Raw genomic sequence first — 12,488 nt, forward strand, 5'->3', positions numbered from 1 at the left:
GCCAATCATGACCTACTACCAGGCCGAAGATTTGGAGACACGCCCTAGTGACGGCAGGCCCGGCGGCTGAGGTGCCCCAGCCGCACCCCGCACCAGCCGGGGTGCGGCTGCCGTCGCCTCACTCGTGGGCCTCTCACCGCCCGGCCGCCCGTGCCCGGCCGCCCCTGCGCGGCCGCCGCCCGCTGGCCAGTCCCGACACCCGGGGCCTTCGCCCGCTGGCGGCACCGTTGAAGGGGCGGTACCCGGAGGCGGGCGGTCCGGTCGGGGCATGCGGCGGGTCGAGGCGGCCTTGTTGTTTCTCCCGACGTTTCAGATGAATAATAACACCGTGTTCTTTGATGCCGGCGGCATGATCACCCGATCGTGAACACGGCCATCGGTAAAAGCGCAGGTCAGAGGTGCGGCTGGGCTCGTCGGCTTCTGCACTGGGAGGCCGTCAAAGTGCTTCGATCTCCTCGCGCGCGGCGCGCTGGACGGGGCAGGCGGGTTAGCCGCGTGGGTCCCAGCGGAAGAAGCGGCCGGCCAGGGCGGTGGCGGCGACGGTCCACAGGGCCACCGACAGGGCGGCCGGGCCGATCTGGTCGGTCGGGCCGCCCCACGCCGCGCCGACGAGAGTCCCGAGGCCGGTGCCCGGCACCAGGAACACCGGCAGGTCCACCACCCCGTTGGACCCGAACAGGCCACCGATGATCAAGGCGAAGAAGAACGGCGCGGTGGTGATCTGGGCCAGTTCCGCGGTGCCGGTCACGCCGCTGGTCGCCACGCCCGCCGCGCAGCTCAGCGCCACCCCGCCGACCAGCGCCAACGCCAGCAGCTCCGGCCGCGCGGGCACCGGTGCGCCCGCCGCCACGCTGATGCCCAGCAGCACGAGCGCCTGCACGACCCCCAGCAGCACCACCGGCAGCAGGATGCCGGTCAGCACGACCACGTCCGACGCCGCACCCGTCCGCAGCCGCTTCAGGTAGAGGTCCTGGCGGCGGGCGGTCAACGCGGTCGTCACCGTCACGTACACGGTGAACCCGAACGAGAACAGCAGCTGGAGCGTGACCACCATCGTCCAGCCGCCCTCCTCGCCGTTCATCTGCAAGGCGAAGAACAAGCCCGTGGCCAACGGCATCAGCACGGCCAGCGCGGCGGCGGTCCGGTTGCGCAGCAGGAGCTTCAGCTCGGCCACGCCCAGTGCGACGATCATGCGGCCACCACTTCCCTGCCCGTGCGGGCGTTGTGGAACACGTCCTCCAGCGACGCGTGGTGCGCGCGGATCCGACCCAACCGCAGGCCTTCCCGCCCCGCCCACGCCAACAGCACCGCCAAGTCGTCCTGCAACTCGCCGGTGCGCACCTCGACCCGACCGGTCGGCCGGTGCACCACGTCGCCCGCCAGCATCGGCAACGCGGTCACGTCCAGCCGGTCCGGCAGGTCGAACTCGATCCGCGCGGGCTGCGCGGCCAGCACGTCCACCAGCGCACCGGACACCGCGACCAGGCCCTCGTGCAGGATCGCCAGCCGGTGCGCGAGCGACTCGGCTTCCTCCAGGTAGTGCGTGGTCAGCACGACCGTCGTGCCCTCGGCCAGCAGCCCGCGCACCACGTCCCACGTCCGCTGCCGCGACTCGGGGTCCAGCCCGGTCGTCGGCTCGTCCAGGAACAGCAGCTCGGGCCGCCCCAGCACGGCGAGCGCGAGGTCCAGCCGCCGCCGCTCGCCGCCGGAGAGCTGCTTGATCCGCACGTCGCGGCGGTGCTGGAGGTCCAGCCGGGCGAGCACGTCCTCGGTGGCACGCCGACCGCTCGTGACGCCCCACAGCGCGACCATCTCGCGTGCGGTCAGGTCGGCCGGGAACCCGCTGTCCTGCAGCATGATCCCGGTGCGCGACCGCAGTGCCGCGCGTTCGCGGAACGGGTCGAGCCCCAGCACCCGCACGGTGCCGCCGAACGGGGCGCGCAGCCCCTCCAACGTCTCCATGGTCGTGGTCTTGCCCGCGCCGTTGGTGCCCAGGAGCGCGAACAGCTCACCGCGCCGGACCTCGAAGTCCACCCCTCGCACGGCTTCGAAGTCACCGTAGCGGCACCTGAGGTCCGCCACGTCGATCACCGTTTCTCCCATGGCCACCATGCTGGTCGCGCGCACGGGCAGCACCCAGTGCCGTCGCACACCGGTCCGTGTGACAGATGTCAGCAGACAGGCGGGCGATCCGGCTCGTAGATTCGTGCTGTGACTCCCCTGAGCAGGCTCCGCCGCTACACGTGGTGGACCGTGGTGGCCGGCGGCGTGGTGGTCGGCCTCGGCACGGTGGCCGACCTGCTCGCCCACGACCACGGCGTGCTGAAGTCGGTGCTGCTGGCGGCGGCCGTGGCGATCGTGATCACCCAGCACGCCCGGTACATGCGGCGGGCCATGATCGGGTTGGGTCGCGGTGACGGCCCGCTGTGGGAGCACGCGGCGACGTTCGCGGTGGCGCTGGCGGCGTGGGCGGTGACCAGCGGTGGCGGCGGCTTCATGCCCGCCTGGGCCATGCTGCCCGCCTTGGTGGTCGCGCACGTGGGCGCGGTCCTCCCGGCGCGCAGCCGGTGGCCGGTGGTGACCGTCATGGCGGTGCTGTCGGTCGGTGTGGGCGGGTTGTTCGGCGGCGACGACGCCGGTCTGGCGATGCTCACGGCCGGGGTGCTGATCGTCGCGCTGGTGGTCGCCGACCTGGCCCAGCTGTGGATCTGGGACCTGGCGGTGAAGCAGGAGCAGGCCCGCAAGACCGCCGAGGCGCTGGCCGTGGCCGAGGAGCGGCTCAGGTTCGCCGCCGACCTGCACGACATACAGGGCCACCACCTGCAGGCGATCGCGTTGAAGGGCGAGCTGGCGCAGCGGCTGATCGGCCGGGACGACGAGTTGGCCAGGCAGCACGCGGGCGAGGTGGCGGAGCTGGCGCGCACGGCGTTGCGGGAGACCCGCGAGGTGGTGCAGGGCTACCGGCGGGCGAGCCTGGGCACGGAGATCACGAACGCGGTGGGCGTGCTGCGGGCGGCGGGCATCGAGACGACGGTCGAGGGTGACGCGGCGGGCGTGCCGCCGCCGTTGCAGCCGCTGTTCGGCGCGCTGGTGCGGGAGGGCACGACGAACGTGCTGCGGCACAGCCGGGCGCGGCGCTGCGCGGTGTTGATCGACGTGCTCGACGGTCAGGTGTGCGTGCGGCTGCGCAACGACGGCGTGCCGGCCGATTTCGCGCCGGGCGCGGACGGGGAGGGCGCGGGGCTGGCCGGGTTGCGGGAGCGGTTCGCCACCGTCGGCGGACGGGTCGAGGTGGGTCCGGCGGGCCCGGAGGAGTTCGAGCTGGTGGGCAGGGCCGGGGTGGGCCGGTGATCCGGGTGGTGCTGGCCGACGACGAGGACCTGATCCGGGGCGCGCTGGCGGCGTTGCTGGAGTTGGAGGACGACATCTCGGTGGTCGCGCAGGCCAGCGACGGTGACGCGGCGGTCGCGGCGGTGCGGGCGCACCGGCCCGACATCGCGGTGTTCGACCTGGAGATGCCCCGGCTGGACGGTGTGCTGGCGGCCGAGGCGGTGCGCGGGCTGGAGGGTGTCGCGGTGGTCATCGTGACGCGGCACGCGCGGCCCGGCGTGCTGCGGCGGGCGTTGAGCGCGGGCGTGCGCGGGTTCGTGCCCAAGACGACACCGGCGGCGCAGCTCGCGTCGATCCTGCGCGACGTGCACGCGGGCCGGCGTTACGTGGACTCCGAGATCGCCGCCGCCGCGCTCACCGAGGGCACGTGCCCGTTGACCGCGCGGGAGTTGGATGTGCTGCGGTACGCGTTGCGGGGTGGCACGGTGGCGGCGATCGCGCAGGAGGCCCACCTGGCGGCGGGCACGGTGCGCAACTACCTGTCGTCGGCGATGACGAAGCTTGGCGTGAACACCCGCTACGAAGCCGCCCGGTTGGCCTGGGACGAGGGCTGGATCTGAGCCTGGCCGAGGTGCACGACCTTCACCGCGGTCATCTCGTCCAGCAATTCCGGCCCGTAGCCGAACCCGGTGCCGGACAGGCGGCGGGGCTGGGCGGCGCCGCCGGGCGCACCGCCGAAGACGGCGTTGACCTTCACCGTGCCCACGGGCAGCGCCCGCCACGCCTGCTGCGCGTGCGCCATCGACCCGGTCAGCACGGTCGCGGCCAGGCCGTGCTCGTCCACGCACGCCTCCGCCAGGCCGTCCTCGAACGACGGCACCACGCGCACGGGCGCGACCGGCCCGAAGGTCTCCTCCCGGAACACGCGCATGTCGGGCGTGCAGTGGTCGAGCACGGTCGCCGGGTAGTACGCGCCGTCGCGGTCCGGGATCTCGCCGCCGACCAGCGGCTGCGCGCCGTCCGCCACCGCCTCGGCGACGTGCGCGTGCACGTGGTCGCGCATCCGCAGGTCGACCAGCGGTTGAGGGTCGGCGTTCCAACGGCGGGCCTCGTCGCACAGCGCGGTCAGGAACTCGTCGGCCACGGCCTGGTGTACGAAGATCCGCTCCACCGACGTGCACAGCTGGCCCGCGTTGGTGAACGCGCCGATCGCCGCCTGCCCGGCCGCCCACGCCGGGTCCACGTCCGCGTCGACCAGCAGCGGGTCGTTGCCGCCGTTCTCCAGCAGCGCCTTCGCGCCGGTCCGGGCGCACGCGGCGGCAATCGAGCGGCCGGTCGCCGTGCCGCCGACGTGGGCGACCACGTCCACGTGCGGTGAGCAGGCCAGCGCCGAGCCGATCGAGGCGTCGCCGGTGAGGCTCTGCAGAACGCCCGGCGGGAAGTGGTCGACCATGAGCTGCGCGAGCAGCACACCGGTGTGCGGGCACCGTTCGCTCGGCTTGTGCACCACCGCGTTGCCGGTCACCAGGGCCGCGCCGAGCAGCCCGCAGGACACGGCCACCGGGTCGTTCCACGGGGTGAGCGCGACGACCACGCCGCGCGGTTCGGGGACCATGAAGTCCGCCGCGTCAGGCGAGCCTTGGAGCGAGCGTCCACGGTGGACGGGTCCGAGCTCGGCGTACTGCTCCAACGTGGACACGCTGGCCAGCACACCGTCCCGGGCGGACGCGAGCGGGCGGCCGGTCTCGGCGTGCAGCACGTTCGCCAGGTCCGCCGCGTGCTCCCGGATCGCCTGGGCGGCGGCCTTGAGCGCGGCTCCCCGTTCGGCGGCGGGTGTCGCCACCCAACCGGGCTGCGCCTCACGGGCGGTGAGCACCGAGCCGGCCACGTCCTCGTCCGTGGCGGTGGGCAGCCAGCCGATCAGCTGACCGTCGAGCGGGCTGTGGACGTCGAGTGCATCGACACGCATGTCCGTCATGGCCTCCGGGTACCCCGGTGGCCGAGGTGAAACCCGAGGCGGAGCCCCGAGGAGGACAGCCATGCCCGGACGTGAGGAGTTGCCGAGCACGATCGCGCGCTCGTCCAAGAAGGCGCAGCGGACGTGGATCAAGGCGCACGACTCGGCAGTGCAGACCTACGGCGAGGGCCAGCGCTCGCACCGGACCGCGTTCGCCGCGTTGAAGCACTCGTTCGAGAAGGTCGGCGACCACTGGGAACCGAAGGCGGAGAAGGGGCCGTCCGACAAGCAGGCGGCTCGCAGCACGCCGAAGCAGGGCCGGACTGCGGGTGGGGTCGATGCCAACGCCAGCAAGCAGCACTTGTACGACTTGGCCAAGAGGCTGGATGTGCCGGGGCGGTCGAGCATGACCAAGCAGCAATTGGTGGACGCGATCGGCAAGGCGAACAACCGCAAGACCGCCAAGGCCCGGTCGTAAGACGAATAAACCGCCAAGGCCCGGTCGTAATCCGCACAAACTCAACGCGCCCACATCGGACCCGCCCACAACGGGTCCGCCCACAACGGGTCCGCAGCCCAACCGCAGAGGCCCGATTTTACATGGGGTTCGGGTGCTTTAGGCTGGTCGAAGCCGGGCAGGCTTGGCGGGCGCTTTTTCCGCCAGGCCTGCCCGGCTTTGGCCTGCCTGGAGTGCCCGTAAGGGGCCCCATGTCAAATCGAGCCGGGACTTGAGTGGCGTGCTGGTAGTTCTTAAGTGCAAGAACCTAAAAGATTAAAAGCATGTCCTCGCCGGACGGGCAGATCAACAGGATGACATCCCCTGGTCCCGCCTCGCTCTTATTGCGTCGGGAACTCCCGCTGAGTTGGTGGTACCGGACTCCGTGTCATCCCACCGACCTCCCTCCGGGTTACCACACGTGTCAAGGGCGGCGCGAGGTCCCAGTGAAGTAGCGGGCAAAGCCGCACGCGCCGCCCTTGACACGTGCGGTAAGGCTGCGCCAGGTCGGCGGGATGACACGAAGCCCTCCTATGAGGGAGAAGGACGTGCCAGTGCAGTGAGGGCGGCGTGCCGGTGCAGGTGTGGTGGGTTGGTCAGGGTGTGAGCCAGCTTCGGTCGGTGAGGAGTTGGCTTGCTTGGGGGCCCATCAGCGTCATTCCGCCGTCCACGAGGAATGAGGCGCCGGTGACGTAGCCGGCGGCTGGTGTGGCGAGGAAGGCGACGACGGCGGCGACTTCGTTCGCGTGGCCCGGGCGTCCCAGAGGCACGCCTGGCCGGGGTTCGGTGCGGGGGTCGATGTCCTCCTGGCCGGTCATCGGGGTGGAGATTTCGCCCGGTGCGACCGAGTTGACCGTGATGGCGTGCTCGGCCAGTTCCAGGGCCAGCACCTTGGTCAGTGCGCCCAGGCCTGCCTTGGCGGCGCAGTACGGGGCGGCGCCGACCCTGGGCTGGTGCTCGTGGACGGACGTGATGTTGATGATCCTGCCGCCTCGGCCCGCTTTGATCATGTGCTTGGCGGCGCGTTGTGAGCACAGGAAGGCGCCGTCGAGGTCGACCGACAGGACGCCGCGCCAGGTGTCGAAGTCCATGTCCATGGCCTTCTGCGCGGTGCCGGTGCCGGCGCAGTTGACCAGGACGTCGATGCCGCCCAGTTCGGCGGCGAGGTCGTCTACGACGGAGGCGGCGGTGGGGAGGTCGGTCAGGTCGAGTCGGCGGACGGCTGCTTGGACGCCCTGTTCACGTGCCTTGCGGGCGGTGTCCTCGGCGCCGTCGGCGTCGGTGTGGAAGGTGATGCCGACGTCGACGCCGCCGCCTGCCAGGGCTACCGCGATCGCCTTGCCGATGCCGGAATCGGACCCGGTGACGACCGCTCGTTGCGGCGCGCCCACCCGGTCCTGGGGTAGTGGTGCGCTCATGAGCTGCGGGTACCCGGGCCGGTGTTTGCCACACGCCGTGCCGGGAACGCTCCGGGCAGTCGACCGCGGCGCAGTCGGGAGGGGTTTTGATGAAGGCCGTCACCTGGCACGGCAAGCGGGACGTGCGCGTGGACACCGTGCCGGATCCGATCCTCAAGGAGCCGAGCGACATCGTCGTGCGCATCACGTCCACCGGGCTGTGCGGCTCCGACCTGCACCTGTACGAGGTGATGGGTCCGTTCATCGACGAAGGCGACATCCTCGGGCACGAGCCGATGGGCGTGGTCGAGGAGGTCGGTGCGGAGGTCACCGAGGTCAAGCCGGGTGACCGGGTGGTGGTGCCGTTCAACATCTCCTGCGGCACGTGCTTCATGTGCGGGCGGGGCCTGCAGTCGCAGTGCGAGACGACCCAGGTGCGCGAGCACGGGTCCGGCGCGGCGCTGTTCGGCTACACCAAGCTGTACGGGCAGGTGCCGGGCGCGCAGGCCGAGTACCTGCGGGTGCCGTTCGGCAACACGTTGCCGATCAAGGTGCCGGAAGGGCCGCCGGACGACCGGTTCGTGTACCTGTCCGACGTGCTGCCCACGGCGTGGCAGGCGGTGGAGTACGCGGGCACGCGGGACAGCCTGGTGGTGCTCGGGCTCGGCCCGATCGGCGACATGGCGACCCGCATCGCGCAGCACCGCGGCGTCGAGACCGTCATCGGGGTGGACCTGGTGCCCGAGCGGATGGCGCGGGCTCGCGGCCACGGTGTGACCGTGCTGAACGTGCGCGACAGCCACTTGGTGGACCACATCCGCGACCTCACCGACGGGCGCGGGCCGGAGGCCGTGATCGACGCCGTCGGCATGGAGGCGCACGGCGCGCCGGTCGCGAAGCTGGCGCACCAGGCCGTCGGGATGCTGCCGGACGCCATCGCGGCGCGGTTCATGCAGACCGCGGGCGTGGACCGGTTGCACGCCCTGCGGTTGGCGATCGACATCGTGCGGCGCGGCGGCACCATCTCGGTGTCCGGCGTGTACGGCGGGATGGCCGACCCGCTGCCGATGCTGACCCTGTTCGACAAGCAGGTGCAGCTGCGCATGGGCCAGGCCAACGTGTGGCGCTGGGTGCCGGAGATCCTGCCGCTGCTGACCGACGACGACCCGCTCGGCGTGGACACCTTCGCCACCCACCACCTGCCGCTCGACCAGGCGCCGCACGCCTACGACATCTTCCAGCGCAAGCAGGACGGCGCCGTCAAAGTGCTCCTGCGCCCATGACGGGTTATGGTCCAGCCATGATCCGCTTTCGGTGGTGCGCCGTCGTGTCGCTGCCGGCGGTGCTGGTACTGGGCGGGTGCGGTTCCGGGTCCGGTGACGTGGTGAAACGGGTGACGGAGGAGTTCACCGCGGCGGTCGCCTCGGGTGACTCGGAGAGGGCCTGCGAGCTGCTCACCGACCGTGCCCGCGAGGACGTGGAGTGCTCGTCGCTCGACGTTCCCGGTGGGACGGTGGAGTCGGTCGAGGTCTGGGGTGACGCCGCGCAGGTCCGCACGTCCGACGACGTGCTGTTCCTGCGTGAGCTGTCGTCGGGGTGGCGGGTGGCGGGCGCCGGCTGCGAGTCGCAGGGCGAACGGCCGTACACGTGCGAAGTGGGTGGGCCGTGACGCAGCGCGGGATGTTCTACGCCTACCTGCTCGGTGTGGTGGTGTTGCTGGTGTTCTTCAGCGTCATCGGATTGGTGGGGCTGTGAAGAGGTTCCTGCGGGACAACGGACTCGGGCTGGCGTTCGGCCTGCTGTTCCTGGCAACGCTGGTGGGTCAGGCGTTCGCGGGCAACGCCGACCTCAACAACCGGCGGCTCACCGACGGCGGTGACCCGATCGGCTTCTGGCAGTACGTGGCCTCGTCGGACTTCGCGGTGGACGTCGCCGAGAACTGGCAGTCGGAGTACCTGCAGTTCTTCCTGTTCATCTTCGCGACCGTGTGGCTGATGCAGCGCGGCTCGCCCGAGTCGAAGCCCGCCGACCGGATCGGCGCGGAGTCCGACAAGGACCAGCTGGTCGGGGCGTACGTCAAGGAGCAGTCGCCGCCGTGGGCGAAGGCGGGTGGCTGGCGGACGGCGCTGTACTCGAACTCGCTCGGGCTGGTCATGCTGGGGCTGTTCGTGGGCTCGTGGCTGACCCAGTCCATCGCCGGTCGCAGTTCGTACAACAACGACCAGCTGAACACGTTCCAGGACCCGGTGGGCTGGTGGGACTACGTGCTGTCGGCCGACTTCTGGAACCGGTCGCTGCAGAACTGGCAGTCGGAGTTCCTGGCCATCGGGTCGATGGTGGTGTTGAGCGTGTACCTGCGGCAACGCGGGTCGCCCGAGTCCAAGCCCGTGGGCACGCCACACGACCGGACCGACGAGTCCGGCTGACCGACCCCGGGCGGTGACCGCGGCCGGCCCGGGGCAGGACCGGCCGCGGGTCCACCACTACGCGGACCGGGCGCTCCCGGCACCGGCGGGCGTCCCGAGCTCGACCAGCCCGCTCAGGGCGCGCGGCAGCGGGCCGTGGTGCAGGACGCCGAGGCGTTGCGTGGCGCGGGTGAGGGCGACGTACAGTTCGGCCGCTCCGCGTGGGCCGTCGGCGAGGATGCGTTCCGGTTCCACCACCAGCACGGCGTCGAACTCCAGGCCCTTGGTCTCCGACGCGGCCACGGTGCCCGGCACGTCCGGTGGGCCGATCACCACGCTGGTGCCCTCACGGCCGGCCTCGGCCCGGACGAACTCCTCGACGGCCGCACCCAACTCGTCCTCGCTGACCCGCCTGGACCACGGCCGCACGCCGCACGCGCGGACCGACTCCGGTGGCTTGACGTCGGGGGCGAACCCGGCCAGCACCGCGGCGGCGACCGCCATGATCTCCGCCGGGGTGCGGTAGTTCACCGTCAGCGGCCGGTAGGCCCAGCGGCCGGGGACGTACGGGTCCAGCATCGTGCCCCACGACGTGGCACCGGCGGGCGAGCGGCGTTGGGCGAGGTCGCCCACCACGGTGAAGGAGCGGCCCGGGCAGCGCCGCATCAGCACCCGCCAGTCCATTTCGGACAGTTCCTGCGCCTCGTCCACCACGACGTGCCGGTAGGTCCAGTCCCGGTCGGCGGCGGCGCGTTCCACCAGCTCGCGGGTGTCCCGCTCCAGCACGCGGTCGGCCAGGTCCTCGGCGTAGAGCAGGTCCGTGGCGTACAGGTGGTCCTCGTCGTCCATCGAGTCCTGGCGGCCCTGGAGGCTGTCGAGCACCTCGGCGGCGTACTTCGCCTCGGCCTGCCGCGCGCGCTCGGCGGCCCCGTCGTCGGACTTGTCCCGGCCCAACAGGTCGACCAGCTCGTCGAGCAGCGGCACGTCCGACACCGTCCACGCCTCGCCGTCGGCACGCCACAGCACCTGGTCGGCACCGGCCGCCCGCAGCCGTTCCCGTGACGTGTACAGCGAGGACAGCAGCGCCTGCGGCGTCAGGACGGGCCAGAGCTCGTCCAGCGCGGCGGTGAACCCCTCGTCCTGCGCGAGTTCCTTGACCAGGTCGGCCCGCAGCCGTTCCCACGACTCGCGGTCCGACCGGGTCAGCCAGCCCTTGCCGATCCGGCCGATCGCCCGCTCGGTGAGCACGTACGTGACGATCTCGGTGAACACCGCGCGTGCCTCGTTGTGCGGCAGCCCGCTCGTCCGCGCCTCGTCCCTGGCCCACGCCGCGGTCTCGGCGTCGATCCGGGCCGTGACGCCGCCCAGTTCGACCGGGATCGGCTCCTCCGGCAACCGCTGCCGGTCGGCGACCGCCGCCGCGAGCACGTCCAGGATCTTCCGCGAGCCCTTGAGCCGGGCGGCCTCGGGCGCGTCCTCGGCCGTGGCGCGCAGGCCGGGCACCAGGTCTCCGGGGGTCGTGAACACCACGTCGGACTCGCCGAGCGACGGCAGGACGCGGCCGATGTGGTTCAGGAACGCCGGGTTGGGGCCGACCACGAGCACGCCGTGCCGCTCCATCCGCTCCCGCTGCGTGTACAGCAGGTACGCGACGCGGTGCAGCGCCACCACGGTCTTGCCGGTGCCCGGGCCGCCTTCGATCACCAGCACGCCGGGGTGGTCGAGCCGGATGACCTCGTCCTGCTCGGCCTGGATCGTGGCCACGATGTCGCGCATGCCCTCGCCGCGCGGCGCGTTGACCGCCGCGAGCAGGGCCGCGTCACCGCGCTCGGCGCCGTCGGGGCGGCCGAGGACCTCGTCGGTGAAGTCGACCACGTGCCGCCGGTTGGTGTGGAACTGGCGGCGGCGGCGCATGTTCTCGGGGTTGGCCGCGGTGGCGACGTAGAACGCGCGCGACGCGGGCGCCCGCCAGTCCAGCAGCACCGGCTCGTACTCGTCGTCCTCGTCGAACAGCCCGATCCGGCCGATGTAGGAGACCTCGCCGGACACGGCGTCCAGCCGGCCGAAGCACAGCCCGTTGTCCGCCACGCCCAGCCGCTTCGCCTCCTTGGCCAGCGCGCGCACCTCGTCGTCCCGCTCCAGCCGCGTGCCGCCGGTGCCGCGCAGCGCCGCTTCGTACTGCCGCTTCACCCGCGCGCGTTCGGCGTCGAGCCGCCGGTGCAGGTCCGCCACGTACGCGCGTTCGGACCGCAATTCTTCTTCATACCCCTGAGTGGACACGTGCCCCCGGTTTCCGCAGGTCATGGCGTTGGCCGTGAGAGTGTGCGGCATGACCGGGGGCTTGCCGCAAGTCCGGGGGTGCGCTATAAGTTGAAGGTGGCGGGAAGGATTCCGCTCACTCGATGCGGTCCTCGTCGTCTTCGTCGTCGTCCGCCATGGTGTCCCGCCCGCGCTCGCGCCAGGGCCACGCGAACCACAGCGTGCCGAACACCAGGGCCGCGAACGCGCCGAGCACGATGCCGATCCAGCCGCCGATGATGACCTCGCCGAGCACCAGGATCGTGCCGGTCATGGCCACCGCCAGGCACGCCAGCCCGATGATCGCGAAGTTGTTCGCCACCTCGATCACGTCCTCGCGCCTGCCCCGGCGGAAGAGCAGCCGGTGCCAGGCGGCGGGCGCGGTGAGCAGCGCCACGGCCCCGGCGGCGAACAGGACGGTGATCAGGTGGGTGGCGCGGATGTAGGTGCCGGCCCCCGCGTAGCGCTCGGTGAACGCGATCGACAGCAGGAAGCCGAACAGGATCTGCACACCGGCCTGTGCCACGCGCAGTTCCTGCAACAGCTCGTTGAGGTTGCGCGCCAATCTCCGTTGATGTGACTCCTCAGCCTGACTCACGGCCACC

General features: G+C 71.7%; 12 protein-coding genes. 6 read left to right on the top strand and 6 right to left on the bottom strand.

Going from position 1 to position 12,488, the window contains the following annotated elements:
• Window positions 1-487: 487 nt before the first annotated feature.
• Complete coding sequence (locus tag A6A25_RS28345) at window positions 488-1,192, bottom strand: hypothetical protein (RefSeq protein ID WP_073895349.1); 705 nt, start codon at window positions 1,190-1,192, stop codon at window positions 488-490.
• Entirely contained in the window at window positions 1,189-2,103 is a 915-nt protein-coding gene (locus A6A25_RS28350) for an ABC transporter ATP-binding protein (protein WP_073895482.1), read from the bottom strand. The genes A6A25_RS28345 and A6A25_RS28350 overlap by 4 nt, the downstream gene beginning before the upstream one ends.
• Window positions 2,104-2,211: 108 nt before the next feature.
• Here A6A25_RS28350 and A6A25_RS28355 point away from each other — a divergent pair, with 108 nt between their 5' ends.
• Together A6A25_RS28355 and A6A25_RS28360 are read left to right on the top strand one after the other, a co-directional pair.
• Window positions 2,212-3,351, top strand: a complete 1,140-nt coding sequence (locus A6A25_RS28355) for a sensor histidine kinase (RefSeq protein ID WP_143193468.1) — start codon at window positions 2,212-2,214, stop codon at window positions 3,349-3,351.
• On the top strand, window positions 3,348-3,950 hold the full coding sequence (locus tag A6A25_RS28360; protein ID WP_073895353.1) for a response regulator transcription factor: 603 nt from the start codon (window positions 3,348-3,350) through the stop codon (window positions 3,948-3,950). The genes A6A25_RS28355 and A6A25_RS28360 overlap by 4 nt, the downstream gene beginning before the upstream one ends.
• On the opposite strand, the gene A6A25_RS28365 is transcribed toward A6A25_RS28360, so the two are convergent.
• Window positions 3,908-5,299 (bottom strand): aldehyde dehydrogenase family protein, encoded by a 1,392-nt coding sequence (locus A6A25_RS28365; RefSeq protein WP_380736073.1) that lies wholly within the window; start codon window positions 5,297-5,299, stop codon window positions 3,908-3,910. The two genes, A6A25_RS28360 and A6A25_RS28365, sit on opposite strands and share 43 nt — an antisense overlap.
• Window positions 5,300-5,369: 70 nt before the next feature.
• On the opposite strand from A6A25_RS28365, the gene A6A25_RS28370 reads away from it, so the two are divergent.
• A complete protein-coding gene (locus A6A25_RS28370; RefSeq protein WP_073895357.1) occupies window positions 5,370-5,765 on the top strand; it encodes a ChaB family protein in 396 nt (131 codons plus the stop codon).
• Between the two features lie 614 nt (window positions 5,766-6,379).
• Here A6A25_RS28370 and A6A25_RS28375 read toward each other — a convergent pair.
• A complete protein-coding gene (locus tag A6A25_RS28375; protein ID WP_073895359.1) occupies window positions 6,380-7,201 on the bottom strand; it encodes an SDR family oxidoreductase in 822 nt (273 codons plus the stop codon).
• 89 nt (window positions 7,202-7,290) lie between these two features.
• Between A6A25_RS28375 and A6A25_RS28380 the strand changes: the two genes are divergently transcribed.
• The 3 genes from A6A25_RS28380 (at window position 7,291) to A6A25_RS28390 (ending at window position 9,606) form a co-directional block, all read left to right on the top strand.
• Window positions 7,291-8,463: a zinc-dependent alcohol dehydrogenase gene (locus tag A6A25_RS28380; protein ID WP_073895361.1), complete on the top strand. Its 1,173-nt coding sequence runs from the start codon at window positions 7,291-7,293 to the stop codon at window positions 8,461-8,463.
• Between the two features lie 17 nt (window positions 8,464-8,480).
• On the top strand, window positions 8,481-8,849 hold the full coding sequence (locus tag A6A25_RS28385) for a hypothetical protein (RefSeq protein ID WP_083668756.1): 369 nt from the start codon (window positions 8,481-8,483) through the stop codon (window positions 8,847-8,849).
• A gap of 82 nt (window positions 8,850-8,931) precedes the next feature.
• Complete coding sequence (locus tag A6A25_RS28390) at window positions 8,932-9,606, top strand: DUF6766 family protein (protein WP_073895365.1); 675 nt, start codon at window positions 8,932-8,934, stop codon at window positions 9,604-9,606.
• 57 nt (window positions 9,607-9,663) lie between these two features.
• On the opposite strand, the gene helR is transcribed toward A6A25_RS28390, so the two are convergent.
• Window positions 9,664-11,865 carry an RNA polymerase recycling motor ATPase HelR gene (gene helR, locus A6A25_RS28395; protein ID WP_198932897.1) on the bottom strand — a complete coding sequence of 734 codons (2,202 nt, stop codon included), beginning with the start codon at window positions 11,863-11,865 and terminating at the stop codon, window positions 9,664-9,666.
• A gap of 115 nt (window positions 11,866-11,980) precedes the next feature.
• The gene (locus tag A6A25_RS28400; protein WP_073895484.1) at window positions 11,981-12,481 is read right to left on the bottom strand and encodes a DUF6328 family protein; all 501 of its coding nucleotides are present in this window, start codon (window positions 12,479-12,481) and stop codon (window positions 11,981-11,983) included.
• Between the last annotated feature and the right edge of the window lie 7 nt (window positions 12,482-12,488).

The organism is Saccharothrix sp. CB00851 (assembly GCF_001905065.1).
GTDB lineage: Bacteria > Actinomycetota > Actinomycetes > Mycobacteriales > Pseudonocardiaceae > Actinosynnema.

Excerpts from the sequence above, each read along its gene's own strand:
- A6A25_RS28345 (WP_073895349.1), bottom strand. The coding sequence starts at position 1,192 with ATGATCGTCGCACTGGGCGTGGCCGAGCTGAAGCTCCTGCTGCGCAAC.
- A6A25_RS28350 (WP_073895482.1), bottom strand. The coding sequence starts at position 2,103 with ATGGGAGAAACGGTGATCGACGTGGCGGACCTCAGGTGCCGCTACGGT.
- A6A25_RS28365 (WP_380736073.1), bottom strand. The coding sequence starts at position 5,299 with ATGCGTGTCGATGCACTCGACGTCCACAGCCCGCTCGACGGTCAGCTG.
- A6A25_RS28370 (WP_073895357.1), top strand. The coding sequence starts at position 5,370 with ATGCCCGGACGTGAGGAGTTGCCGAGCACGATCGCGCGCTCGTCCAAG.
- A6A25_RS28375 (WP_073895359.1), bottom strand. The coding sequence starts at position 7,201 with ATGAGCGCACCACTACCCCAGGACCGGGTGGGCGCGCCGCAACGAGCG.
- A6A25_RS28380 (WP_073895361.1), top strand. The coding sequence starts at position 7,291 with ATGAAGGCCGTCACCTGGCACGGCAAGCGGGACGTGCGCGTGGACACC.
- A6A25_RS28385 (WP_083668756.1), top strand. The coding sequence starts at position 8,481 with ATGATCCGCTTTCGGTGGTGCGCCGTCGTGTCGCTGCCGGCGGTGCTG.